Source organism: Pelomonas nitida (assembly GCF_043555975.1).
In the GTDB taxonomy this organism is placed as follows: Bacteria; Pseudomonadota; Gammaproteobacteria; order Burkholderiales; family Burkholderiaceae_C; genus Pelomonas; species Pelomonas nitida.
The window spans coordinates 181,802-206,174 of record NZ_JBIGIA010000005.1 but is presented as its reverse complement, the minus strand read 5'-3'; the positions used below and the strand labels follow the sequence as shown (position 1 = coordinate 206,174).

Genomic DNA, 24,373 nt, shown 5'->3' with positions numbered 1-24,373 from the left:
GCGGAGGCTCCCATGGATGCGCTGGCCCTTCCTTCCGAACTGAGCATTTACACGGCGGCGGAGCTGCATCCGCAGTGGCTGGCGTGGGCGGGCGAGGCGGCCGCAGCCGGTGGCGAAGCACTGGTGGACGGCCAGGCCGTCGACCAGGTCGACGGCGCCGGCGTGCAGCTGCTCGTGGCCTTGCAGCGCGGCCTGGCCGCGCGCGACTGCGTGCTGCGGCTGCAGGCTCCCAGCCGGCCGCTGAGCGAGGCCTGCGCGGCCCTGGGCCTGGCCGACTGGCTGAGGGATCTCCAGCCCGCAACGACTCCGGAGGCCGCATGAGCACCGATGCCGATTTCATCGCCGAGGCGCTGCCAGCCTTCCTGAGCGAAGCGCAGGAGCAGATCGAGGGCCTGGAAGCCTTGCTGCTGCAACTGGAAGACCGCCCCGACGACACCGAGCTGCTGAACGCGCTGTTCCGCTGCGCGCACACCGTCAAGGGCTCGGCCGGGCTGTTCGGGCTGGACGACATCGTCGGTTTCACCCACCACGTGGAGACACTGCTGCAGCGGCTGCGCGAGGGGCGGGTGGTGCTGACACCGGCCTTGAGCACCTTGCTGCTGCGCTGCAACGACCAGATCCGCGCGCTCGTCGCCGAGGCGGGCGGCGAACCGGCCGATGAGGCGGCTGCCGAGCAGCGCGGCGCGCTGGTCGCCGAGCTGCAGGCCGCAGCGGGCGTGACGGCCGCGCCGAGCGCCGACGAACTGCCCGCCGAGCCACGCGGCGAGGCGCCCCTGCAGCGGCCGTGGCACGTGTCGGTGGCCTTCGGCCGCGACGTCTTTCGCAACGGCATGGACCCGCTGGCGGTGCTGAACTACGTGCGCGGCCTGGGCGACGTGACGCACATGGTGTGCGACGTCGGCGGCGTGCCCGCTCTGGACGAACTCGACCCCGAGAGTTGCCACCTGGAGTTCATCTTCAGCCTGGTGTCGGAGGCCAGCCGTGAGCAGATCGAGGATGCCTTCAGCTTCGTGCGCGAGGACTGCCAGCTCCATGTGATGAACCCGGGCGCGACGGCCGCGCAGTTCGCGGACCTGATCGACGCCATGCCGGACAACCCGCGGCTGGGCGACATCCTGGTGGCGGCCGGTGCCATCAGCCCGATGCAGCTGCAGCAGGGCTTGCGCAGCCAGCAGGCCGCGGCCGCGCTGGGCGAGCCGGCCCTGCTGGGGCAACTGCTCACCGAACAGACGGGCCTGGCGCCGCAGGTGGTGGACGCCGCGTTGCGCAAGCAGCAGGAGCGCCGCCGCGAGGCGACCGGCACGGCGGGTGCTTCGGGCAACGGCGAAGACCAGCGCTTCATCCGCGTGCAGGCGAACCGGCTGGACGCCGTCATCAACCTGCTGGGCGAACTGGTCATCGCGGGTGCCGGCGCCGAGCTGCTGGCCCGGCAGACGCAGCAGCGCCAGCTGATGGAGGCCAACGGCCAGATCAGCCGGCTCATCGAGGAAATCCGCAACGGCACGCTGCAGCTGCGCATGGTGCCCATCGGCGAAACCTTTGCGCGCTTCCGCCGTGTCGTGCGCGACACGGCCGCCGAGCTGGGCAAGTCCGTGCAGCTGGAAATCATTGGCGGCGACACCGAGCTCGACAAGAGCGTCGTCGAGCGCATCGCCGACCCGCTGATGCACCTGGTGCGCAACGGGCTCGACCATGGCCTGGAGACACCGGACCAGCGCGAGGCGGCGGGCAAGCCGGCGCAGGGGCGGCTCACGCTGTCGGCCCACCACGAGGCCGGCAGCATCGTCATCCGCATCGTCGACGACGGCCGCGGCATCCAGCGCCGCAAGGTGCTGGAGCGCGCCTGGGAGCGCGGCCTGCTGGAGCACGGCACGGTGCCGGACGACAACGCCATCCTGCGCCTCATCTTCGAGCCGGGCTTCTCCACCGCGGAGACGGTCACCAACCTCAGCGGCCGCGGCGTGGGCATGGATGTCGTGCGCAGCAACATCGAGGCGCTGCGCGGCAGCGTGCTGCTCGAGAGCGTGGAGGGGCAGGGCTCGACCATCGAGATCCGCCTGCCGTTGACGCTGGCCATCATCGACGGCTTCCTCATCGGCGTCGGTGCCTCGCGCTTCATCTTCCCGCTTGACGCGGTGGTCGAGGTCATCGAGGGCCGGGCGGGCAACGCCGTGCTCGATGCGCGCGGGCGCGGCGTCGTCGAGCTGCGCGGGCAGCTGCTGCCGGTCGTGTCGCTGCGCACGCTCTACGCGATCGACGGGCCGCAGGCCGTGCGCAGCAGCATCGTCGTGCTCAAGGCCGGCCACACCCGCTTCGGCGTGCTGGTCGATGCCTTGCTCGGCCAGCACCAGACCGTCATCAAGCCGCTGGGCTGCCTGTTCCGCCGGCTGCGCGGCATGGCGGGCTCTTCCATCCTCGGCAATGGCGAGGTGGCCCTGATCTTCGACGTACCCGCCCTCGGCCAGCTGGCGGCCGAATCCACGAGCCGGCGACACGCCAACGAGCCCGCTGCGGAACACCTCTCCGCCTGACTGACCGCACCAACGCACATCGCTGCAACGAAGGACAACTGCCATGAACAAGGCCTCCTGGATCATCCGCCTGATCGCCGGCAAGGCACTGGACGCCGCCGAGGCAGCTCGCCAGTCCGCCGAGACCGCCCGCGCCGACGCCGAGGCGCGCCTGCGCGACGCGCAGGCCGAACTGAAGGTTCGCACGGACATCATGAACGTCACGAGCATCGTCTCGGAGGCGGACAAGAAGGGCGACATCCTGTCCATCAACGAGAAGTTCCTGGAGGTGTCCAAGTACAGCCGCAGCGAACTGATCGGCCACGGGCACAACACCACGCGCCACCCCGACATGCCCAAGGAGGTGTTCAAGCAGATGTGGTCCACCATCGGGCGGGGCGAGATCTTCCGTGGCATGGTGAAGAACCGCGCGAAGGACGGCACGCCTTACTACGTGGACGCGGTCATCGCGCCCATCCTGGGCGAGAACGGCAAGCCGTTGAAGTACCTCGGCGTGCGCTACGACATCACCGAGCAGGAGATCGAGCGGCAGAACGCCCGCGGCATCCTGGCGGCGGTCGACGCGAGCTATGCGTACATCGAGTTCGACCTGACCGGTCATGTGCTGCACGCGAACGACAACTTCCTGCGCACGTTGGGCTACAGCCTGGACGATGTGAAGGGCCGGCATCACCGCATGTTCTGCGACCCCAAGCTCGCCGCCAGCCCGGAGTACGCCCAGTTCTGGCGCGACCTGAACGACGGCCGGCCGCAGAACGATTTGTTCCGGCGCATCGCCAAGTCGGGCCAGGAGGTCTGGATCCAGGCCGTCTACGCACCGGTGAAGGACGAGATGGGACGCGTGATCAAGATCGTCAAGATCGCCACCGACGTGAGTGCCCAGGTGGCGTCCGCCCGTGCGTTGGAGCAGGCAGTCGGCGAAGCGGAGCAGGTGGCCGCCGCCGCGCGCAACGGCGACCTGACGCAGCGCATCCCGATGGCGGGCAAGTCCGGGCTCGTGTCGCGCTTGTGTGAGGGCGTCAACACGCTGCTCGAGACAACGACGGTCATCTTCGGCGACGTCAGCCGCGTGCTGTCGGCGTTGTCCGAGGGCGATCTGTCGCAGCGCATCACGAGCGACTACTCGGGCGTGTTCGGGCAGCTGCGCGACGACGCCAATCGCACGAGCGAGAAGCTGTCCGCCATCATCGAGGAAGTGCGCGGCGCGGCCGATGCGCTCTCCGGTGCCGCCAACCAGGTCAGCGCGACGGCGCAGAGCCTGTCGCAGGCCGCCAGCGAGCAGGCCTCGTCGGTCGAGGAGACGACGTCGTCCATCGAGCTCATCTCCGCCAGCATCAGCCAGAACAGCGACAGTGCCCGCGTCACCGATGGCATGGCGACGAAGGCCAGCAAGGAGGCGGCCGACGGCGGCGTGGCGGTCACGCAGACGGTGGTGGCGATGAAGCAGATCGCGCAGAAGATCAGCATCGTCGACGACATCGCCTACCAGACCAACCTGCTGGCGCTGAACGCGGCCATCGAGGCCGCGCGTGCGGGTGAGCATGGCAAGGGCTTCGCGGTGGTGGCGGCCGAGGTGCGCAAGCTCGCCGAGCGCAGCCAGGAGGCGGCCAAGGAGATCGGCGATCTGGCGGGCAACAGCGTGAGCACCGCGGAGCGCGCGGGCAAGCTGCTCGACGAGATCGTGCCGAGCATCCAGAAGACCAGCGAGCTGGTGCAGGAGATCGCGGCGGCGTCGCAGGAGCAGAGCCAGTCGGTCACGCAGATCGGCGGGGCCATGGGCCAGCTCAGCAAGGCCACGCAGCAGAACGCGAGCGCCTCCGAGGAACTGGCCGCCACGTCCGAGGAACTCTCCAGCCAGGCTGCGCAGTTGCAGCAGTCGGTGGCCTTCTTCAACGCGGAACGCGAAGCCAGCCGCCGCCCAGCGCAAGGCCGGCAGGACGCGGCGGGCTTCGTCGAGCGGCGTGCGCCGAACTCGCCGATGCGAAGCATGTCCCAGGGCAGCCCGTTGCGGCCGCTCGCCACCGGCACCCACGGCAACTTCCGTCCCTTCTGACCCACCCCTCGCGAGGCCCACGCCATGAGTTCAACCGCTACTCCCTGGATCGCCCGCCTGGTTGCGGGCCCGCAGCTCAACGCCGCCGAGGCGTCCCGCCTCGCAGCCGAGCAGGCTTGCGAAACGCTGCGCCATGAGCGGGAGGCGCTGCGCGCCGAGCGCGAAGCGCTGCAGGCCGAACGAGAGGCGCTGTCGGCGCGGCTGAAGTCGGTCGAGGCCGAACTCAAGGTTCGCACGGACATCATGGACATCACGAGCATCGTCTCGGAGGCGGACAAGAAGGGCGACATCCTGTCCATCAATGAGAAGTTCCTGGAGGTGTCCAAGTACAGCCGCAATGAGCTGATCGGTCACGGCCACAACACCACGCGCCACCCCGACATGCCCAAGGAGGTGTTCAAGCAGATGTGGTCCACCATCGGGCGGGGCGAGATCTTCCGCGGCATGGTGAAGAACCGCGCGAAAGACGGCACGCCTTACTACGTGGACGCGGTCATCGCGCCCATCCTGGGAGAGAACGGCAAGCCGATGAAGTACCTCGGCGTGCGCTACGACATCACCGAGCAGGAGATCGAGCGGCAGAACGCCCGCGGCATCCTGGCGGCGGTCGACGCGAGCTATGCCTACATCGAGTTCGACCTGGCCGGCCACGTGCTGCGCGCGAACGACAACTTCCTGCGCACGCTGGGCTACAGCCTGGACGAGATCAAGGGCCGGCACCACCGCATGTTCTGCGACGCGGCCCTGGCTGCGAGCCCCGAGTACGCGCTGTTCTGGCGCGACCTGAACGATGGCCGGCCGCAGAAGGATGTGTTCCGCCGCATCGCCAAGTCGGGCCAGGAGGTCTGGATCCAGGCGGTGTATGCCCCCGTCAAGGACGAGATGGGGCGGGTCGTGAAGGTCATCAAGATCGCCACCGACGTGACGGCGCAGGTGCAGGCCTCGCGCATGCTGGACGACGCTGTCGAGCAGGCGCGTCAGGTGACCAACGCGGCCAGCGCTGGCGATCTGTCACCGCGCATCTCGATGGCGGGCAAGACCGGTCCCGTGGCTGTGCTCTGCGAAGGCGTGAACACGCTGATGGAAAACACGGCGGTCATCCTCGGCGACCTCGGGCGGATCTTCGGCGCGCTGGCGGCCGGCGACCTCTCGCAGCGCATCGACCGCGGCTACGCCGGCACCTTCGGTCAGCTCAAGGACGATGCCAATCGCACCGCCGAGAAGCTCGCCGCTGTCATCAACGACGTCGTGCGCGTGTTCGGCGGGCTGGCCGCGGGTGACCTGACGCAGCGCATGACGACCGACGTGCAAGGCCTGTTCGCCCAGGTCCGGGACGATGCCAACAGCAGCTGCGACAAGCTCGCCTCCATCATCGAAGAAGTGCGTGCAGCGGCCGACGCCTTGACCGGCGCCGCCAACCAGGTCAGCGCGACGGCGCAGAGCCTGTCGCAGGCCGCCAGCGAGCAGGCCTCGTCGGTCGAGCAAACCACCTCGTCCATCGACATGATCTCGGCCAGCATCAGCCAGAACAGCGACAACGCGCGCGTCACCGACAGCATGGCCACCAAGGCCAGCAAGGAAGCGGCCGACGGCGGCGTGGCGGTCACGCAGACGGTGGTGGCGATGAAGCAGATCGCGCAGAAGATCAGCATCGTCGACGACATCGCCTACCAGACCAACCTGCTGGCGCTGAACGCGGCTATCGAGGCCGCGCGTGCGGGTGAGCATGGCAAGGGCTTCGCGGTGGTGGCGGCCGAGGTGCGCAAGCTCGCCGAGCGCAGCCAGGAGGCGGCCAAGGAGATCGGTGACCTGGCGGGCAACAGCGTGAGCACGGCGGAGCGCGCGGGCAAGCTGCTCGACGAGATCGTGCCGAGCATCCAGAAGACCAGCGAGCTGGTGCAGGAGATCGCGGCGGCGTCGCAGGAGCAGAGCCAGTCGGTCACACAGATCGGTGGTGCCATGGGCCAGCTCAGCAAGGCCACGCAGCAGAACGCCAGCGCCTCCGAGGAACTGGCCGCCACGTCGGAGGAGCTGTCCGGCCAGGCCACGCAGCTGCAGCAGTCGGTGGCCTTCTTCAACATCGACGCCGACGGCGGCGCGGCCCAGCCGCACGGCCGCGGGGCGGTGTCGTCGGTGGTCGAGCGCCGCCCAGCGGCCTGGCCGGCTCGAGCCGTGCGCAGCAATGGCCAGCCGGCCTTCAAGGCCAACGGCACGAATGGCAGCTTCCGCCCGTTCTGAACCAGGAGTACGCGCATGAGCATTCCCGCCGATGACGTGCCTGGCAGCACGCAGCAGTTCCTGAGCTTCACGCTCGACGGCGAAGCCTTCGCCATCGATATCCGCACCGTGCGCGAGATCATCCAGCACGGCGCGGTGACACCCGTGCCGCTGATGCCCGACTTCGTGCGCGGTGTCATCAACCTGCGTGGCGCGGTCGTGCCGGTGATCGACCTGCAGGCGCGCTTCGGTCGCCCGCCCGCGACGCTCAGCAAGAAGACCTGCATCGTCATCGTCGATGCCGTGCGCGACGACGAGCGGCTGGAGCTCGGGCTGTTGGTGGACGCGGTCAGCGAGGTGATCTCGCTGGAGCCGTCGCAGATCGAACCGCCGCCGCAGTTCGGCGGCGCCACGCGGCGCGACTTCATTGCCGGCATGGGCAAGCGTGGCGACCGCTTTGTCGTGTTGCTCGACCCGGACCGCGCCTTCGACATCGGCGAAATGGCGTCGCTGTGCGAGGCCAGCCAGATGGCACTGGCCGCCTGAGCCTTGCCATGAGCATTCCGCAGCTCTGCGACGACAGCTTCAGCCGCATCGCCAGCTTGATGCACAGCGCCGTCGGCCTCTCGTTCTCTCAGAGCAAGAAGCCGTTGATGAATTCGCGGCTGGCAGGTCGTCTGCAGCAGCTGGGCCTGCGGGGCTTCGAGGACTATGCAGCCCTGCTGGAGAGCGCTGATGACGGCGGTGAGTTCCAGGTGGCGGTGGACTTGCTGACGACGAACGAAACCTACTTCTTCCGCGAGCCTGCCCATTTCGCGCTGCTGCAGAGCGAGCTGCAGCGCAGCCGGCCGCAGCGCCTGGCCGTGTGGAGCGCGGCGTCTTCGTTCGGTGACGAGGCTTACAGCACCGCCATGCTGCTGTCCGACCTGCAGGCGCAGGGCAGCATCGGCGGTGACTGGTCCATCCTCGGCACCGACATCAGCGAGCGCGTGCTGCAGAGTGCGGTGCAGGCGATCTATCCGGCTGAGCGGCTGCGCGAGGTGAGTGATCAGCGCCTCAAGCGTTATTGCCTTCGCGGCGAGGCCGAAAGCGAAGGGCTGGTGCAGATCCGCGAGTCGGTGCGAAGCCATGTGCGTTTCGGCCAGCTCAACCTGTGCATGCCGATCGACGACATCGGCACCTTCGATGTCGTCTTCCTGCGCAATGTGTTGATCTATTTCGACCCGCCCACCAAGAGCGCGGTCGTGGACCGCGTGCTGTCGCGGCTGCGCCCGGGCGGGCTGTTCTTCCTGGGTACCGCCGAGGGCCGCGTGCCCTGCAACACGCCGCTGACGGTGCTGGCACCCGGCGCCTACCGCAAAGGTCCTGCCAAATGAAGCCGCGCGCTGCGAAGTCTGGCGTTCAAACCCTGCATCCGGGCGATGTGGCCTGCGTGGACCGCGGCGAGTGCCTGGAGACGCTGCTGGGCTCCTGCGTGGCCATCCTGCTGACCGACCCGCGGCGCACCATCGGTGCGATGTGCCACGTGGTGCATGCCGGCCCGCAGCGCGGCGCGCCTGGGCGCGACACCGCCTATGGCGAGGCCGCGCTGGCCGAGATGAGCCGGCGCCTGCTGGCGCGGGGCATCGACGCGCGGCAATGCCAGGCCTGGGTGTACGGCGGCGGCAACATGTTCCCGTCGCACATCGGCAATGCGGCGGCCGAGGGCAACGTCGGCGCCGCCAACGCGCAGTGGGCGCTGGACGCCCTTCAGCGGGTGGGTGTGCGCGTGCTGGGTGCAGAGCTGGGCGGGCAGGCCTACCGCAAGCTGCACTGGACGGTGGGCGCCGAGGCCCCGCAGGTCGAGGCGTTGCCGATTGCGCCGCAGCCGGCACCGACTCGGCCGGAAAGGAAACCGACATGACGCGCGTCTTTGTGGTCGACGACTCCGCCGTCGTGCGGCAGACGATGGCAGCCCTGCTGCAGGGCGACCCGGCCATCGAGCTGGTGGGCAGCGCGCCCAACCCGCTGATCGCCGCGCCGCTGATCCGTAAGCAGCGGCCCGATGTGCTGCTGCTGGACATCGAGATGCCCGGCATGGACGGGCTGACCTTTCTGCGCCAGCAGATGGCCGAGGCGCCGATCGCCACCGTCATCTGCTCATCGCTCAGCACCGAAGGCAGCCGCATTGCGCTGGACGCGTTGGCGGCCGGCGCGGTCGCTGTGGTCGCCAAGCCGCGCCTGGGCCTGCGCCAGTTCCTGGAAGACTCCCGCCGCGAGCTGATCAGCACGCTGAAGGCGGCCGCGATGTCGCGCCCGCGCCTGGCCAAGTCGCCCCCGCGCGCGCCGGTGCCGGTGCGCCAGCCGGCCGCGGCGGGCCTGCGTGCCTTGTCGGTCAACAAGCCCATCGTCATCGGCAGCTCCACGGGCGGCACGCAGGCCATCGAGCAGATCCTGCGGGCCCTGCCCGCTGACGCGCCCGGCATGGCCATCGTGCAGCACATGCCCGAGCGTTTCACCGCCATGTATGCGCAGCGCCTGGACAGCCTGTGCGCCATGCAGGTGAAGGAAGCCTGCGACGGTGACCGGCTGGAGCGCGGCGTCGTCCTCATCGCGCCGGGCGGCAAGCACATGAAGCTGCGCATGGCCGGTGGGCAGTACTTTGCCGTCGTGCTCGACGGCCCGCCCGTCAACCGCCACAAGCCATCGGTGGACGTGCTGTTCCGCAGCCTGGCCGAGCACACCAACGGCGACGCGCTGGCCATCATGCTGACCGGCATGGGCGACGACGGTGCGCGGGGCATGAAGCAGCTGCACGAACTGGGCGTGCGCACGCTGGCCCAGGACGAGGCGAGCTGCGTCGTCTTCGGCATGCCGATGGAAGCCATCAAGCTCGGCGCCGTGGACGAGGTGCTGCCGCTGGACGCGATGGCCGACGCCGTCACGCGCTTCGACGCCCGCGGCTGACCCCCCCCTGCGCGCCGGGAAGGCGCATCCGCCACCAGCTTCTTGTTGCCCGGGCTCCGGCCGGCGCCGGACCGGTTGACGCCGCGTTGCGGGCCGCCGGTCATGCGGGCTCGCGGGGGTGCGTTGGTGATGTTCATGAGCCATCCCCCGCGAATGGTGGGGTCGAGGGAACTTCCCCCTGGAATCGGCTCTAAACCACGTCTGCGACTGCTTTTTAACGGGACAAGGCGCCCATAGAAGCGACATATCGCACCGCTACACTGATTCTCAACCCAGGGCCAGGATGCCCTCTACGCACGACAAGGACCTCGAAAAGATGGCAAAGCGAATGATCAAGGCCCGTGTGTCGCTGGCGGCCGTGGCGGTTGCCGCACTCCTCGCGGCCTGCGGCGGTGACAAGGGCGACAAGGTCTCCCAGACCGCTGCCAAGGTCAACAAGGAAGAGGTCACCGTTCACCAGATCAACTTCGTGCTGCAGCGCCAGCCCGGCCTGAAAGCCGAGCAGGCCGAAGCCGCCAGCCGCCAGGTGCTGGAACGTCTGATCGATCAGGAACTGGCGGTGCAAAAGGCCCAGGAGCAAAAGCTCGACCGCGACCCGCGCGTCGTGCAGCAGATCGAGTCGGCCAAGCGCGAGATCATCGCCCGGGCCTATGTCGAGCGCGTCGGCGAATCGGCCGCCAAGCCCACCGCCGAAGAGATCGCGAAGTACTACGTCGAGAAGCCGGCCCTCTTCAAGGAACGCCGCATCTACAGCCTGCAGGAACTGCAGATCGAGGCCAAGCCCGAGCAGTACGAACTGCTGCGCAGCAAGTTCGCTGAGTCGAAGGGCCTCAACGAATTCGCCGAGTTCCTGAAGGCCAACGACTTCCGCTTCAACGGCAACCAGGTCGTGCGCACCGCCGAGCAACTGCCGTTGGCCAGCCTGGACCGCATCTCCCGCCTGAAGGATGGCGAGTCCGATGTGGTGCCGACGCCCAACGGCAGCGGCCTGACCGTGCTGTACCTCGTCGGCTCGCGCAGCCAGCCCGTGGACGAAGAGCGCGCCCGCCCGGCGATCGAGGCCTTCCTGCTGAACCAGCGCAAGGCCGAGGTGGTGCAGAAGGACCTGAAGGCCCTGCGCGACAGCTCCAAGATCGAATACGTCGGCAAGTTCGCCGCGTCCGCGCCGGGTGCTGCCAGCGCCCCGGCCGCCACGCCGGCGCCGGTCGAACCGGCGGCAAGTGGCCTGGATTCTGCTTCCATCTCCAAGGGCATGGGTCTGAAATAAATGCTGCGTCTACCCCAACTGCTTCTCGTCGCCGCGCTGGGCTTCAGCGTGTTTGGTGCCCAGTCTCAGGCTGGCGCGGCCACCGCCACGGCGGCCGCCGCCGAATACCGGCTGGGCGCGGGTGATGTCGTCCGCGTCAACGTCTACCAAAACGCCGACCTGACGCTGGAGACGCGCGTCTCCGAAACCGGCTACATCAGCTTCCCGCTGCTGGGCAATGTGCGCATCGGCGGCCTGGGTGTCAGTGCAGCCGAGAAGCTCATCGCCGACGGCTTGAAGAACGGCAATTTCGTCAAGCAGCCGCAGGTCACACTGACGCTGCTGCAGGTCAAGGGCAACCAGGCCAGCGTGCTGGGCCAGGTCAACCGCCCGGGCCGCTATCCCATCGAGACGGCCGACATGCGGCTGACCGACCTGCTGGCCAATGCCGGCGGCGTCGCGTCCACCGGCGGCGACCAGCTCGTGCTCACCGGCACGCGCGATGGCAAGCCCTTCCGCCTGGAGATCGACCTGCCGGGCGTCTTCAGCGCCGAGCAGAACCGCGCCAACGACGTGCTTGTGCAGAACGGCGACGTGCTGTGGGTGGACCGTGCCCCCATGGTCTACATCTACGGCGAAGTGCAGCGCCCCGGCCCGATGCGCCTGGAGCGCGGCATGACGCTCATGCAAGTGCTCGCCGCAGGCGGCGGCCTGAATCAGCGCGGCACCGAACGGGGTATTCGCGTGCACCGCAAGGGTGCTGACGGCAAGGTTCAGGTGATGCAGGCGGCGATGGATGACGGCGTCAAGGATGGCGACGTCGTTTACGTCAAGGAAAGCTTGTTCTGATCAGAGGCACAGGATGTCCTTCGCACAGTTTCTTTCTATCCTGCTGGCGCGCAAGCGCCTGTTTTTCGCGGTCATGCTGGGCGTGCTGATCCCGGCGGTCGTGCTGAGCTTCGTGCTGCCGAAGAAGTACACCGCAGTGGCCAGCATCGTGGTTGATGTCAAGCCCGACCCGCTGTCGGCCATTGCCTACCAATCGCTCATGACGCCGGGCGTCATCGCCACGCAGATCGACATCCTGCAGAGCGACCGCGTGGGGCGCCGTGTGGTGCGTGCGCTGAAGCTGACAGAGTCGCCCGAGGCTCGACAACAGTTCCAGGACGAGAAGAACGGCGCCGGCGATATCGAGGGCTGGCTCGTCGACCGCCTTCAGAAGGACCTCGACGTGAAGCCCGGGCGCGAGAGCAGCGTGATCAACGTTTCTTTCAAGCACGCCGACCCGCGTCAGGCCGCAGGCCTGGCCAACGCTTTCGTGCAGGCCTATCTCGAAACGGCGGTGGAGCTCCGCACTGACCCGGCCAAGCAGTACAGCCGCTTCTTCGACGTGCGGGCCAAGGAGGCCCGTGAGACGTTGGAGAAGGCGCAGAACAAGCTCAGCGCATTCCAGAACGAACACGGCCTGATCATGACGGACGAGCGCCTCGATGTGGAGAACCAGCGCCTGAACGAACTGACCAGCCAGCTGGTCATGACTCAGTCGTTGTCGGCCGAAGCGAACAGCCGCCAAGCGCAGGCCAACGCTGGCTCGGGCGACAAGTTGCAGGAAATTTCCAGCCACCCGGTTGTGGCAGCGCTTCGTGCTGACCTGTCGCGTTCAGAGGCGCGCTTGCAGGAAATCAGCTCGCGCCTTGGCGACAAGAACCCCCAGGTCGTCGAACTGCAAGCCAACATCGCCGAATTGCGGCAGCGCCTTGATGCCGAGGTCAAGCGGCTGACCGCGGGCGTCGGCGTCAGCAGCAACATCAGCCGCGCCCGCGAAGCCCAGCTGCGCGCGGATGTGGAAGCTCAGCGCAACAAGGTGCTGCAGCTCAAGCAGGCGCGCGACGAAGGTGCAGTCATCATGCGCGACATCGAGAACGCGCAGCGCAACTACGACAACATCGTGCAGCGCCAATCCGTCACCAGCATCGAAAGCCAGGCCACCTCCAGCAATGCGGCACTGCTGACTTCGGCATCGCCGCCGCTTGATCCCTCGTTCCCGAAGATTCCACTCAACATCGTGCTCGGCCTCTTCGTGGGTGGCCTGCTGGCCGTGGGCGTGGTGACCGCTGCGGAGCTTCGCGATCGGCGCGTTCGCGAGAGTGCGGACATTGAGGAACTCCTCGGCTTGCCGTTGCTCGGCGTGTTGCCGGGGCCGGCAACAAGCAAGCGGTCCGTCGCCCTTGAGGGCGCACATCGTCAGAGGCTGTTGGGCAACCCCGCGCCGTCCAAGGCAGCCTGACGAATCGATCATGCAACACAACATGAATAGCCAATCTGCCCAAGACGCCCGTCCTGCGGCGCTGCATGACCGTTCGATCGGCAACATCATTGCCGAGGCCAACAAGCTCACGCCGGAGCAGGTCGAACGCATCCTGGCGCACCAGAAAAGCCATGGCTTGCGCTTCGGCGAGGCCGCCGTCGCGCTAGGCCTCGCGAAGGGCGAGGACGTGTTGTGGGCGCTCAGCCAGCAGTTCCACTATCCGTATGCGGCCGGCGGCAGCGCGGCCCCGAACGAAGAGCTGGTGCTGGCCGCCAAGCCTTTCAGCGACCAGGCAGAAGCTTTTCGCGTGCTGCGCAGCCAGATCAACATGAAACTGTACTCGGCGGACGGGCCTCGCAAGGCGCTGGCCGTCATCAGCCCGAATGATGGCGACGGCAAGACCTTCTTCGCAGCCAACCTCGCCATCGCCTTCAGCCAGCTGGGTGGGCGCACGTTGCTTGTCGATGCTGACATGCGCGGGCCTCGCCAGCACGAGGTGTTCGGGCTGGGCGATGGTGCAGGGCTGTCGGGCATCCTGTCCGGTCGAGCGGAGAAAAACGTCATCCGGCCGGTGCGTGACCTGCCCAGCCTGTTCGTCATGCCGGTGGGCACCTTGCCGCCCAACCCGACCGAGCTGGTGGAACGGCCCGCCTTTGCGCTCCTGATGCGCGAGTTGATGAGCAAGTTCGATCACGTCATCGTCGACACGCCGGCCGCATCGCACGGCGCCGACTGCGCGGTGATCGCTGCACGCTGCGGCGCCGCGCTGGCCTTGGCCCGCAAGGGCGAGACCCGCGTGGCCGCCCTGCAAAAGCTGGTCAGGCTGCTCGGCAACACGCCGACCGAGCTTGCCGGCGTGGTGATCAACGAGCACTGACGTGCTCGTGCTGGGGGCTCGAATGATGGCAGGTCGCGACAGTCGGGGCGCGCTGGTGCCGTGGTGGATCGCGGCAACCGGCCTGCTGCTGCTCTATGTCCCCACGCTGATCAGCCTGTTTGGCTCCATCTGGGCGTCAGATGCGCAGGGGCACGGGCCCATCGTGCTGGGCATCAGCATCTGGCTGATCTACCGGCGCTGGCCCGAGGTCATGGACACGCGTGCCTCGTCGCCCCGGCCGCTGCTGGCTTGGCCGTTGCTGCTGTTGGCGGCGGTCCTTTATGCGGTGGGCCGTTCGCAGGGCATCTGGCTGTTCGAAGTGGGCTCAGCCATCCTTGTCGTGACCGGCTTGATGTTGTTGCTGCGCGGCCCGGCACAACTGCGGGCCATCGCTTTCGCGATCTTCTTCATGCTGTTCATGATCCCGCTGCCCGGTGCGGTGGTGGACGCCCTGACGCAGCCCATGAAGATGGCTGTCTCCTACGTGGCCGAGAACCTGCTGCACAGCGTCGGTTATCCAATCAGCCGCAGTGGCGTCATTCTGCAAATCGGGCCTTACCAATTGATGGTGGCCGACGCCTGCGCTGGCCTGCACACGCTGTTCACCCTCGAGGCGCTGGGGCTGCTGTACCTGAACCTCGTGCGGCACTCGTCCCTGTTCCGCAACGTCGCCCTGGCCATCCTCATCGTGCCCATCAGCTTCACGGCCAACGTCATTCGCGTGTGCGCGCTGACGTTGATCACCTTCTACTTCGGCGATGAGGCGGGGCAGGGCTTCCTGCACGGGTTTGCCGGCATGGTGCTGTTCCTCAGCGCGCTCCTGCTGATCATCGCGACGGATGGCTTGCTTCGTGTCGGTACTCGTCGTCACCCTGCAATTCGGGAGACTTCATGATCGAAGCGGCATCGAGCGTGGACAACCCGACGTCTTTGCAAACCCGCCGAGCTGCGTTGGCGGCTTTGTTGATGGGCGGGGCAGCGCTGGCAGCCTGGCAACTCACGCCGACGCGCCCCTTGGCGACACAACACGGTGAGTTGGAACTGGAGACGCAGATCCCCAAGCAGTTCGGTGACTGGCGTGTGGATTCATCTGCTGGTGCAGCGTTGGTTAATCCCCAGCAGGACGCGTTGCTCAAGCAGATCTATACCCAGATCCTCACACGGACCTACGTGAACAGCGTCGGTCAGCGAGTGATGCTGTCCATTGCGTATGGCAACGACCAGCGCGATGGCATGCAGTTGCATTACCCCGAAGTCTGCTATCCGGCGCAGGGTTTTCAGCTTCGCTCCAACCGACCCGTCGAACTCTCGCTGGCGGGTAGCAGCGTTCCCGCCCGGAGGCTGGAGACAGTGCTGGGTGGTCAGCGCTACGAACCCGTTACCTACTGGACGGTGATTGGCGATGTCGCCGTGCGTGGTGGCATGGCCAAGAAGCTGGTTGAAATGCGCTATGGCTTTTCGGGCTTGATCCCTGACGGTCTGCTATTTAGGGTTTCGACGATTGGTCGCGAAACGCAAGCAGAGTTCGCGGTTCAACAGGCCTTTGCCGAAACATTGCTCGTTACCTTGCCCTTGCCTCTGAGGGCGAGGCTTGCTGGAAAGCCAGGCACGGCCTGACGGCATCCCATTCGCGCGGTCTACGGGCATATCGGTCCGACAGGGCGCTTGGATCAACTTTGGAGTGAATTGACATGGGTGTCTGGCGTGCACCTCGGCGCAAGACGATGGGTGAGTACGCAATTTCCGGGGTCTTGATCCTCGGGGGGGGCGTGTTCCTGTTGCTATTGGGCGCAGTTTTGGCGCTGGCGCCTGAATTCATTGCGAAGGTGTCTGCTGTTTTCCTGCTGGTAACGGCGCTCATCATTGGCGCGTTGGCCCGCACCTCACGCCCATTGAGCGACGGATTCCTGGGTAAATGGGTCACTTTGCTGCTCGCTGCATTGGCCTTCTGGCCGAGCTTCCTGCTTGTGAAGTCGGGCGGCTTGCCGGCCATCGACGGGCGCCGCATCGTGGTCGGTGGCACGCTGCTGGTGGCGATCTACCTGTTCGTCTCCCGACGTGAAGTGATGGCCCGGTTCCAGGGTGCAAGTGGTGTGTTGAGAGTGGGAGCGTGGCTGGTGGGGCTGTATGGCTTCTGGCGTTTCGCGTCCTGCTTTTCGTCGCCCGCACCCATGTTTTCTCTGGTGCAGGTGATCTGGGAAGTCTTCTACTACTACGCGTTCTATTTCCTGGGCTACCTTTTCTTTTCGTCTGACCGCATGCGCGATAGGCAGCACACCGTGTTGCTGTACCTGATGATCGTCATCGCGTTGTATGCCTGTGTGGAGCGGGTGATTGGCAAGAACATCCTGGTGTCGCTGGCCCCTCGGAATGACGAGTTCTCATCGATCGTCAACTCCATGGGCAGCTCTCGTATCCGCGACGGCCAATTCCGCGCCCAGGGGACTTTCGAACACCCGCTGTTGCTCGCCGAGTTTGCTTCTGTCGCGGCCTGTTTTGCCGTGGCGTATGTCGTCTGGCCCGGCCGATCCACCTTTCTCAGATTGGTGGCCTCCGGCGCTTTCCTGGGTGCACTGGTGTCGGCGTATCTGTCGGGGTCGCGCAGCAGCTACATCTCGCTGGTGGCTGGCATTGGTGCGGTTGTCGTGCTGCGTGTTTTCGGTGCGCAGATCGGCAAATCCCTTTCCAGCATGGTGTTCGCCCGGCGTCTCGCGATCATGCTGCTGGGGGGGCTGACCCTGTCAGGCGCGTTGATCGTTCTGCCGTACATCGCCAAGGGCAATTCGTTTGCCGATCAAGCCAGCTCCGAGGGGCGGCTCGTGATGTTGAAGACGGGCATGCCGGTCATTGCCAGCAGCCCTTTCTTTGGCGAGGGGCCGGGTACTGGAGCTTCCATCGCGGGGCTGCGGGTCCGCGATGACCTCGTGACGCTCGACAACTATCTGCTGGCCGTGACGCTGGAAAGCGGTGTTCCGGCGCTGGTTCTGTTCATTGCGATCTTCCTGTACCCCGCCTGGCGGTGCTTCATGGCCGTCACCGAAGGCGCGGGGAAGGCAGCGCCATTTCTGGCGGCAGTCACTGGGTCCATGCTGGCCGTGCTGGCCACGCGGATCATCCTGTGGATGCCTTTCAACCTCAGTTTCATTTTCCTGTTTGCGGGCGTCGCGTTGGCTCAATGCGAAGCACTGCGCAGAGGCAAGGTTTGATGGTGTCTGCTGCACGTTTTGCGATCGTCATCTTGAACTGGAGAGGTTGGCGCGACACGATCGCCTGCCTCGCCAGCGTGCAGGAACTGTCGCACGAGTCGTTCTGCGTGATCGTGGTCGACAACGATTCGCAGGACTCCTCCGTGGCCGAGCTAGAAGCCTGGCTTCGTGTCTCGGCCCGTCTGCAGTGGCGGGGCACCGTTGAAGGTGATGTGGCGCAGCCATCACCGCTGGCGCATCGGGATGTGCTGCTGATACGCGCGCCGACCAATGGTGGTTTTGCCTCGGGCAACAACTTCGGGTTGCGTCATGCGCTGCGGTGGCCGACGGAGGCCTGCTGGTTGCTGAACAACGACACCGAGGTGGATGCGGATGCTCTCGGAGCCCTGGAGCGACGGCTGAACAGCGGGCCGCAGATTGGCATGGTCGGGTCCTTGCTCTGCTACCACGACACACCTGATGTCGTGCAGGCAGTTGGCGGCGTGCAATACCAGCTGTGGCGCGCCATGGGTCATCAACTTGGCGAAGGCTTGCGTGTGAACGACCCCCGCGTCGCTGATTTGGGCGCTGCCCAGCCCACTTACATCGCAGGTGCGTCCATGCTGGTTTCGCGCGCGTTTCTCGACGATGTGGGTCTGATGGACGAGGCCAATTTCCTGTACTTCGAGGAAATTGATTGGGCCATGCGGGCCCGCGGTCGCTGGGCAACCGCCATTGCACCGGACAGCATCGTTCGCCATAAAGAGGGGGGATCGATCGGTACGTCCAGCCGACAGGTACGGTCGTTGCTTTCCCAGTACTACATGACGCGCGGACTGCTGCGGTTTTATGGCCGGCATCGGCCATGGCTGCTGGGGATCGCGCTGTTGAGGGTTTGCCGTGAGTTGTTCCGGTTCTTGCTGATGGGAGAACGACGGCATGTGGTGATCACCGCCAAAGCCGTTCTCGCGGCGGCATCCGGCGAGACGGGCCGGCGCAAGGGAGCGTTCAATTGAGTGCAGTCGGTGCGGTGCAGCCGCGCATCATGGTGGTGTCCTTCACCGGTGACTCCGGCTTGACGGACTATTCAGCGTCGTTGTGCAACGAGCTGCGGCGGCACGCGCAGGTTGAGCTGGTCACGGCACAGAGCTTTGACCGCGAGAAGTACAAGCCGGCGTACCCGGTGACGCAGCTGTTCCGGCGAACGCGGCACTTCCCCGTCGATTTCTGGCGGTTCGTATGGCATGTGGTGCGAACCCGCCCCGACGTGCTGCTGCTGCAAAGCTGGCTCAAGTACCCGGCCTTCGAGCTTCCGTGGGTGCTGTTCTTCCGCAGCCTGGGCATCACCGTCGCGCTGACGGTGCATGATCTGCTGCCACACTATCCCAAGCCCTGGAGCCGCAGCCTGCTGCGACGCTTCTATTCCAGCTTTGACGGGCTGATCGTCCATTCCGAGGCCCAGTTGCAAGGGCTTCGCGAGATGGGCGTCAATCGTGCGGCACTGGTGGTTCCGCACGGCATCTACGACATCTTCAATACCCTGAATCTGCAGCGGGATCAGGCTCGTGCGCTGCTACCCGATCTGCGCAATGACGCTTACGTCGTCCTGTTCTTCGGCCATCTGGACGAGCGCAAGGGGCTGGTCGAGTTCGTCGAGGCCGCCGAGTTGCTGCGCACCCGGGCGCCTGGCGTGCAGATGGTCATCGCCGGCAAGTCGGACGGCCGTCCTGCCGTCGAGGCCGCGCTGCAGCGCGCGCGTGAGCGCGGTGGCCTCGTTGTCCACGAGGGGCGCATCGCTCACGAGGATGTGCAGAAGTACTTCGCTGCTTGCGACCTTGTCGCGTTGCCCTATCTGGAGGGCACCACCAGCGGCGTGATGAAGCTGGCCATGGCGTTCAAGCGACCCGTGGTCTGTACCGAAATCGGTGATTTCGTGGAATCACTCAAGCACTGGCCTGGCCTGCCTATCCCGCATGCCGATCTGGCGGCGGCGCTTTGTGACGGCGTCATCGCTGCTCAAGCGTCCAAGGATCTTGCGGCCCGAACGTTGGCGGTGTCGGAGACGTTCACCTGGCCATCCATCGCCGGACAGTACGCGCAGTTCCTGCACCAGCGGCGTGGCCACTGAGCCGGTCGTGGATCGCGCCGATCCATTCGCTTCTGCAACGAGACCATCATGATTGTTGTCGTCAACCCGCAGTTCTACGGCGTCCACGGGATCGCCAGGTACCTGGACTCCTACCTGTCAAACCTGCCGGCTGCGCACATGCCCGTCACCCTGATCACCGGCGACGAGCACAAGGCCCCGCGCAGCTACGCGGGCGTGGACATCATCGACATTCCGCTGGTCAACGATAGGCTCAGCCTGACCCGCTGGGGCCTGGCGGCGCGCAAGACGATCCTGGAGATTCATCGCCGGTCACCCGTGCACTGCGTGAATTTCCATTGGCCACCGCTGATTCCGGGGCTCTTCCTGCCCAAGGAGATCCCGCTGGTACTGACGGCCCACACCACCTATCTGGGCATGTCGGGGCGGTTTTATGAGCCTCGCCGCTTCGAGGGGCAATGGGGTGCCACCTCGCTGGCGATCAAGATGTGGATGGAGCGCCGCATCTTTGCGCGCACCTCCAAGGTCATCGCGCTGACCGAGCAGGGGCGGCAGGAGGTGCTCCAGTACGGCTATTCGGGCCCGATTGCCGTCATTCCGAACGGCGCGGATACGGTGAAGTTCCAGCCCGATGCCTCGGTGGAGAAAGACATCGACGTGCTGTTCTCCGGGCGCATCGAAAAGCGCAAGGGCAGCGTGCCGATGGTGGCGCTGTGCAAGCGCTTGCTGGAGAAGCGGCCGGGCCTGCGCATCTGCATCGTCGGCTTTGGCGAAGACGATGCATGGGTGCGCGAGCAACTGGCCGGCCTGGGGGATTCGGTGCGCATGACCGGCAAGGTGCCCTTCTCGGAGATGGTGCGGTACTACGCACGCAGCCACGTCTACGCCTCCACTTCCTACTACGAAGGCCTGCCGGGCACCTGCCTTGAAGCCATGGCTATGCAGTTGCCGGCTGTCGTCTTTGACTTCCTGTTCTATCGCGGCCTCGTCGAGCCGCAGCAGACGGGCCTCGTCTTTGCTCCCAATGACATCGACGCCATGTCCGGCGGCGTGCTGCAACTGCTTGACCAGCCTGAACTGGCGGCGCGCATGGGGCGCGCGGGCCGTGCGCTGCTCGAAAAGGACTATGCGTGGAAGCGGCTCGGGGCTGACGTGCAAGGGGTCCTCGAATCATGAGTCGTCCCCTGCAATCCGTCACAGCAAGGCCGCGAGTCCTGATGCTCGGCCTGCGCGGTTTTCCTGGCGTGCAGGGCGGCGTGGAGACGCATGCCGAGAACCTCTGCCCGCACCTCGTCGATCAGGGGTGGGATGTCGAGGTCGTCACCCGCAAGCCCTATCACCCACCCACCGTGGGTCGCGATTGGCGCGGTTTGCGGCTCACGCCGGTGTGGTCGCCCCGCAAGAACGGCCTGGAGCCCATGATCCATTCCGCGCTGGCGGTCCTGCGCGCGGCCGTGACCCGGCCGGACATCGTGCACATCCAGGCCATCGGGCCGGCGTTCGTCACGCCGCTGGCGCGCTTGCTGGGCCTCAAGGTGGTGGTCACCCACCATGGCCCGGACTACGACCGGCAGAAGTGGGGCGGTTTCGCCCGCCTCGTGCTGCGCCTGGGCGAGCGCTTCGGCATGCGGTGGTCGCAGGGGCAGATCGTCATCAGCCGCACGATCTTCGAGCTCGTTCGCGCCAAGCATGGCGTCGACGCCACGATCATTCCGAACGGTGTGGTCGCGCCGGACATTCCCACCAGCCTTGGCTGCCTGGACGAATTGGGCCTCATGCCACGCCGTTATGTGCTGCTGGTCAGCCGGCTGGTGCCGGAGAAGCGGCACCTGGATCTCATGCAGGCGTTCCTGGCGGCCGACATGCCGGGCTGGAAGCTGGTGCTGGCTGGTGCCGCCGACCACGAATCCAGTTACGTGAACGAGGTCCGGGCGTTGGCTGCCCAGTCGGACCGCATCGTCATGGCCGGCTTCAGAACCGGCCTGGCACTGCGCGAGCTGTATGCGCACGCCGGGGTGTTCGTGCTCCCGTCCTCGCACGAGGGCCTGCCCATCGCCTTGCTGGAGGCGTTGAGCTACGGCCTGCCAGCGCTGGCCAGCGCCATTCCCGCCAATCTCGAGGTGGGTCTTGCCAAAGAGGCCTACTTCGAACTCGGCAACCGTGAAGAGCTGGCGCGCAAGTTGACCCTGGCTGCAACCACAGGCCGTGTGGAGGGCAGCGTCAGCACGCAGCAGGTGCTGGATCGCTACGACTGGCGCAAGGTCGCGGCGTCTACGGCTGACGTCTATCGGCGCTTGCTGGCCGGCCGGCGTTGACTCAAGGCGGCACAGGGACCTCGATGCTGCGCAGCCTTTCCTTCATGGCCGGAGCCACCCTGGCTCGACTCCTCAGCGGTGCCGTGCTGATGGTGTTCATCGCCCGCAGCCTCGGGCCCCAGGAGTTCGGTCACTTCGTGCTGGCACTGTCGCTCGCCATGGTGCTGGCCTTGATGGTGGAGTTCGGCCATTCCACCTACGTGATGCGCGAATTGGGGCGCAACCTGGAGCCGCCCGTTCTGGTGCTGGCTCGCGTGCTGCAGGCCAAGGCTTTGCTTAGCCTGCTGTTTCTCGGTGCCGTGCTGGTGGCCTGGGCGGGGGGATGGGCGCCGCCGGGCGGGGCTGGCGGTTTCCTGGCGCTGTGCCTGATGGCGCTGGTCGTGACGCTCGCCGACTTCCTGAATGTCTGCTTTCGCGGTATCCAGAAGTTCAGCCTGGAAACGCGCAACGTCGTCGCGTCGTCGGTGGTCCATGTGGCCATCGTCGTGCCGGTCGCCCTGGCGTGGCCGCACTGGACCGCAGTGGCCGCCGCCTTTCTCGTTTCTCGCTCCATCTACCTGCTGTTCAGCCTCATCAGCTTCCGGAGTGCCTTTCCGGGAGTTGGCCGAGCCTTGGTGGGCCTTGGCAGCTGGGCTGGCGGCATCCGGCACATCCGCCACTCGGTCATGTACGCCGCGGACGCCGGGCTTGTCACGGTGCGAGGCTATGCAGACGTCTTTCTCATCTCCACCTTCCTCGGCGCTGCGCCGCTGGGCCTGTATCAGGTTGGCATGAACCTCGTTCGTGCGGTGGAGAACCTCGGTCCCATCATCGCCAACGTATTTCTGCCCAAGCTGTCGGGGTTGCTGGATCGACCGGCCGACTTTGCCCGGCATGAGCGTCAACTGCTGTGGCTGATGACGGGATGCGGACTGGCATGTTTTGCAGCGCTGTTCCTGTCACCCATCTGGCTGCTGGCTGCGGTCTTCGGCGAGCGCTTCGCGCCGGCGTTTGCGTTGTTCCCCATCTTTGGGCTCTACCTGCTCGCGCGCTTTATCGCCATGGCGCTTGGCGTGCTGCTGACAGCACGTGGCTTCCAGTCAGGCCGGACGGTCGCCGGTGTCGTGTCACTCGGTGTGTTGGTGCTGACGGCCTGGCCGCTCATGCCTGCATTCGGCGTCACCGCCGTCGCCTCCGCCAGCGTGGTCGCGGCGCTCGTGCTGCTGGTCTGGTTTGCGGTGCGCTTGCGCAGCGGGCCCTGGGGGCTGAGGGACAGCATCAGTCTCGCGGCACTTGTTGGCATCGTTGCCGCGATGGCGTATCTCTTGATAACGGGGAAGTAAATGAAGATTGTTGTCAGTGGTGGCTGGGGGTACGGGAATCTTGGCGACGACGCCATCCTTGACTCCACGATCCGTCAATTGCAGATGCAATTCCCGGGCTCTGAATGCGTGGTGCTCACCTATGACCTCCGCGATTCGGCCATCCATGCTGCCGAGCGCGTGACGTTGCGACACGGCCTGCATGCCCTGACCGATGCAGGTGGTTGCGAGGTGTTCCGTCCGGCCATGAATCAGGACTACGGCCCACACCGCAAGGCTTGGGTGAAGGCAAAGTTCGCGCTGACGGAAACGCTGGCCTGGTTCAAGCATGCCAGCGCTGGCGCGGCAGTGCAGTCCCTTGCCAACGAGGTGGCTTCAGCTGATCTGTTCGTGATGTCGGGGGGCGGCTACTTCAACGAAAAGTGGCTGAACAAGACACGCGCTCAGGTGGAAGAGCTGGGCATGGCCGCACGAGCCAACGTGCCCAGCATCATCCTGGGGCCAACCATCGGGCGCTTCTCCGGCAGCCTGCGGGCGTCGATCGAGGCCTGCTTCCGCAAGGCACAGCTGATCACCGTGCGCGACGAGTTCTCGCTGGCGGAAGCTCAGCAATGGAGCGACCGGGTCAGCGTGGTGCCCGACATTGCGCTGGGCAACTGGCTGCCGCCGGTGGACGAACCCGAAGGCCTGGGCATTGTGTTCACCAGCCAGCACGCAGAGTTTCGCCGTCGTACGGCAAGCGCCATCCGGCGCTTTCAGGATCAATGTGGGCAGGCTTGGCCGGTCCGCCTGTTCCTGACCAGGCGTTGGAAGTACGACCTGTGGGCGGCGATCGCCTTCCAGGAAGATCTGCAAGCCCTGGGTGTCCCTTGCGAGCTGGTGATGCCGTCGAACTTCCGCGCGTTGGAGCAGGGATTGGCGTCGTGCCGGCTCGTCATCAGCGAGAACCTGCATGGCTTGATTCTTGCGGCGAGGAACCTGGTGCCGGTCGTGGCCATCAATGACTATCCGGTGGGTAGCCCCAACTTCAAGAAGTTCATCGCCTTCTTGTCTCAATCCAATTCGCAGGCGCTGTTCTTCAACGCACAAAGTTCGGATGAATCCATTGCGGCAATGCTGACGGGCCTTGCCGCCGCTGCTGACGCCAAGCGCCAGGATTTGCGGGCGCTGCGGGAGCTCGTTGCACGTCAGTACCGCGAAGCACTGGGCAGTCTGAAACTGAATAGCGATAGGGCATAGAAGTTGCCCCAAGCGCCGGTTCCAATGAATAACTGGTGGCCTTGTTTT

The 24,373-nt window shown here is 66.0% G+C and carries 21 protein-coding genes; all 21 read left to right on the top strand.

All coding sequences use genetic code 11. From position 1 onward, the window contains the following. Positions 1 to 12: 12 nt before the first annotated feature. The 21 genes from ACG00X_RS08330 to ACG00X_RS08225 all read left to right on the top strand — a co-directional run bounded on the left by ACG00X_RS08330 (position 13) and on the right by ACG00X_RS08225 (position 24,325). Positions 13 to 321 carry an STAS domain-containing protein gene (locus ACG00X_RS08330; RefSeq protein ID WP_394487615.1) on the top strand — a complete coding sequence of 103 codons (309 nt, stop codon included), beginning with the start codon at positions 13 to 15 and terminating at the stop codon, positions 319 to 321. After that, the gene (locus tag ACG00X_RS08325) at positions 318 to 2,531 is read left to right on the top strand and encodes a chemotaxis protein CheA (RefSeq protein ID WP_394487614.1); all 2,214 of its coding nucleotides are present in this window, start codon (positions 318 to 320) and stop codon (positions 2,529 to 2,531) included. Before ACG00X_RS08330 ends, ACG00X_RS08325 begins: the two co-directional genes overlap by 4 nt. Positions 2,532 to 2,574: 43 nt before the next feature. Then, on the top strand, positions 2,575 to 4,584 hold the full coding sequence (locus tag ACG00X_RS08320; RefSeq protein WP_394487613.1) for a methyl-accepting chemotaxis protein: 2,010 nt from the start codon (positions 2,575 to 2,577) through the stop codon (positions 4,582 to 4,584). A 24-nt stretch (positions 4,585 to 4,608) separates the two neighbouring features. Then, a complete protein-coding gene (locus ACG00X_RS24210; protein ID WP_474102988.1) occupies positions 4,609 to 6,822 on the top strand; it encodes a methyl-accepting chemotaxis protein in 2,214 nt (737 codons plus the stop codon). Positions 6,823 to 6,837: 15 nt separating this feature from the next. Further along, a complete protein-coding gene (locus ACG00X_RS08305) occupies positions 6,838 to 7,347 on the top strand; it encodes a chemotaxis protein CheW (RefSeq protein ID WP_394487612.1) in 510 nt (169 codons plus the stop codon). Between the two features lie 8 nt (positions 7,348 to 7,355). Beyond that, positions 7,356 to 8,177: a CheR family methyltransferase gene (locus ACG00X_RS08300; protein WP_394487611.1), complete on the top strand. Its 822-nt coding sequence runs from the start codon at positions 7,356 to 7,358 to the stop codon at positions 8,175 to 8,177. Further along, positions 8,174 to 8,704 (top strand): chemotaxis protein CheD, encoded by a 531-nt coding sequence (locus tag ACG00X_RS08295; protein ID WP_394487610.1) that lies wholly within the window; start codon positions 8,174 to 8,176, stop codon positions 8,702 to 8,704. Before ACG00X_RS08300 ends, ACG00X_RS08295 begins: the two co-directional genes overlap by 4 nt. Then, a complete protein-coding gene (locus tag ACG00X_RS08290) occupies positions 8,701 to 9,747 on the top strand; it encodes a protein-glutamate methylesterase/protein-glutamine glutaminase (RefSeq protein WP_394487609.1) in 1,047 nt (348 codons plus the stop codon). Before ACG00X_RS08295 ends, ACG00X_RS08290 begins: the two co-directional genes overlap by 4 nt. Before the next feature lie 328 nt (positions 9,748 to 10,075). Continuing rightward, on the top strand, positions 10,076 to 11,014 hold the full coding sequence (locus tag ACG00X_RS08285; protein WP_394487608.1) for an EpsD family peptidyl-prolyl cis-trans isomerase: 939 nt from the start codon (positions 10,076 to 10,078) through the stop codon (positions 11,012 to 11,014). Next, positions 11,015 to 11,842: a polysaccharide export protein EpsE gene (epsE, locus tag ACG00X_RS08280; RefSeq protein WP_394487607.1), complete on the top strand. Its 828-nt coding sequence runs from the start codon at positions 11,015 to 11,017 to the stop codon at positions 11,840 to 11,842. Beyond that, positions 11,805 to 13,280: a chain length determinant protein EpsF gene (gene epsF / locus ACG00X_RS08275; RefSeq protein WP_394487606.1), complete on the top strand. Its 1,476-nt coding sequence runs from the start codon at positions 11,805 to 11,807 to the stop codon at positions 13,278 to 13,280. The genes epsE and epsF overlap by 38 nt, the downstream gene beginning before the upstream one ends. A gap of 22 nt (positions 13,281 to 13,302) precedes the next feature. Continuing rightward, entirely contained in the window at positions 13,303 to 14,178 is an 876-nt protein-coding gene (locus ACG00X_RS08270; protein WP_394487605.1) for a polysaccharide biosynthesis tyrosine autokinase, read from the top strand. Position 14,179: 1 nt separating this feature from the next. Continuing rightward, positions 14,180 to 15,073, top strand: a complete 894-nt coding sequence (gene xrtB / locus ACG00X_RS08265; protein ID WP_394487603.1) for an exosortase B — start codon at positions 14,180 to 14,182, stop codon at positions 15,071 to 15,073. Further along, complete coding sequence (gene epsI, locus ACG00X_RS08260; protein ID WP_394487602.1) at positions 15,070 to 15,795, top strand: exosortase-associated protein EpsI, B-type; 726 nt, start codon at positions 15,070 to 15,072, stop codon at positions 15,793 to 15,795. Before xrtB ends, epsI begins: the two co-directional genes overlap by 4 nt. 74 nt (positions 15,796 to 15,869) lie before the next feature. Further along, positions 15,870 to 17,384, top strand: a complete 1,515-nt coding sequence (locus ACG00X_RS08255) for an O-antigen ligase family protein (protein WP_394487601.1) — start codon at positions 15,870 to 15,872, stop codon at positions 17,382 to 17,384. A 2-nt stretch (positions 17,385 to 17,386) separates the two neighbouring features. Next, complete coding sequence (locus ACG00X_RS08250; protein WP_394487600.1) at positions 17,387 to 18,379, top strand: glycosyltransferase family 2 protein; 993 nt, start codon at positions 17,387 to 17,389, stop codon at positions 18,377 to 18,379. Continuing rightward, the gene (locus ACG00X_RS08245) at positions 18,376 to 19,491 is read left to right on the top strand and encodes a glycosyltransferase (protein WP_394487599.1); all 1,116 of its coding nucleotides are present in this window, start codon (positions 18,376 to 18,378) and stop codon (positions 19,489 to 19,491) included. Before ACG00X_RS08250 ends, ACG00X_RS08245 begins: the two co-directional genes overlap by 4 nt. Positions 19,492 to 19,539: 48 nt before the next feature. Next, positions 19,540 to 20,646 carry a glycosyltransferase family 4 protein gene (locus ACG00X_RS08240; protein WP_394487598.1) on the top strand — a complete coding sequence of 369 codons (1,107 nt, stop codon included), beginning with the start codon at positions 19,540 to 19,542 and terminating at the stop codon, positions 20,644 to 20,646. A gap of 41 nt (positions 20,647 to 20,687) precedes the next feature. Further along, positions 20,688 to 21,785, top strand: a complete 1,098-nt coding sequence (locus ACG00X_RS08235; RefSeq protein WP_394487597.1) for a glycosyltransferase family 4 protein — start codon at positions 20,688 to 20,690, stop codon at positions 21,783 to 21,785. Between the two features lie 23 nt (positions 21,786 to 21,808). Beyond that, positions 21,809 to 23,107, top strand: a complete 1,299-nt coding sequence (locus ACG00X_RS08230; RefSeq protein ID WP_394487596.1) for an oligosaccharide flippase family protein — start codon at positions 21,809 to 21,811, stop codon at positions 23,105 to 23,107. Then, positions 23,108 to 24,325, top strand: coding sequence for a polysaccharide pyruvyl transferase family protein (locus ACG00X_RS08225; protein ID WP_394487595.1), 1,218 nt, complete (start codon positions 23,108 to 23,110; stop codon positions 24,323 to 24,325). It abuts the gene before it with no gap. Positions 24,326 to 24,373: the final 48 nt, after the last annotated feature.

What these genes read in the sequence shown, in the direction of transcription:
- ACG00X_RS08225 (WP_394487595.1), top strand. Translation starts at nt 23,108, where the DNA reads ATGAAGATTGTTGTCAGTGGTGGCTGGGGGTACGGGAATCTTGGCGAC.
- epsI (WP_394487602.1), top strand. Translation starts at nt 15,070, where the DNA reads ATGATCGAAGCGGCATCGAGCGTGGACAACCCGACGTCTTTGCAAACC.
- ACG00X_RS08270 (WP_394487605.1), top strand. Translation starts at nt 13,303, where the DNA reads ATGAATAGCCAATCTGCCCAAGACGCCCGTCCTGCGGCGCTGCATGAC.
- ACG00X_RS08285 (WP_394487608.1), top strand. Translation starts at nt 10,076, where the DNA reads ATGATCAAGGCCCGTGTGTCGCTGGCGGCCGTGGCGGTTGCCGCACTC.
- ACG00X_RS24210 (WP_474102988.1), top strand. Translation starts at nt 4,609, where the DNA reads ATGAGTTCAACCGCTACTCCCTGGATCGCCCGCCTGGTTGCGGGCCCG.
- ACG00X_RS08305 (WP_394487612.1), top strand. Translation starts at nt 6,838, where the DNA reads ATGAGCATTCCCGCCGATGACGTGCCTGGCAGCACGCAGCAGTTCCTG.
- ACG00X_RS08330 (WP_394487615.1), top strand. Translation starts at nt 13, where the DNA reads ATGGATGCGCTGGCCCTTCCTTCCGAACTGAGCATTTACACGGCGGCG.
- ACG00X_RS08300 (WP_394487611.1), top strand. Translation starts at nt 7,356, where the DNA reads ATGAGCATTCCGCAGCTCTGCGACGACAGCTTCAGCCGCATCGCCAGC.
- ACG00X_RS08325 (WP_394487614.1), top strand. Translation starts at nt 318, where the DNA reads ATGAGCACCGATGCCGATTTCATCGCCGAGGCGCTGCCAGCCTTCCTG.
- ACG00X_RS08255 (WP_394487601.1), top strand. Translation starts at nt 15,870, where the DNA reads ATGGGTGTCTGGCGTGCACCTCGGCGCAAGACGATGGGTGAGTACGCA.
- ACG00X_RS08230 (WP_394487596.1), top strand. Translation starts at nt 21,809, where the DNA reads ATGCTGCGCAGCCTTTCCTTCATGGCCGGAGCCACCCTGGCTCGACTC.
- ACG00X_RS08295 (WP_394487610.1), top strand. Translation starts at nt 8,174, where the DNA reads ATGAAGCCGCGCGCTGCGAAGTCTGGCGTTCAAACCCTGCATCCGGGC.
- ACG00X_RS08235 (WP_394487597.1), top strand. Translation starts at nt 20,688, where the DNA reads ATGCTCGGCCTGCGCGGTTTTCCTGGCGTGCAGGGCGGCGTGGAGACG.
- ACG00X_RS08320 (WP_394487613.1), top strand. Translation starts at nt 2,575, where the DNA reads ATGAACAAGGCCTCCTGGATCATCCGCCTGATCGCCGGCAAGGCACTG.
- epsF (WP_394487606.1), top strand. Translation starts at nt 11,805, where the DNA reads ATGGCGACGTCGTTTACGTCAAGGAAAGCTTGTTCTGATCAGAGGCAC.
- epsE (WP_394487607.1), top strand. Translation starts at nt 11,015, where the DNA reads ATGCTGCGTCTACCCCAACTGCTTCTCGTCGCCGCGCTGGGCTTCAGC.
- ACG00X_RS08240 (WP_394487598.1), top strand. Translation starts at nt 19,540, where the DNA reads ATGATTGTTGTCGTCAACCCGCAGTTCTACGGCGTCCACGGGATCGCC.
- ACG00X_RS08290 (WP_394487609.1), top strand. Translation starts at nt 8,701, where the DNA reads ATGACGCGCGTCTTTGTGGTCGACGACTCCGCCGTCGTGCGGCAGACG.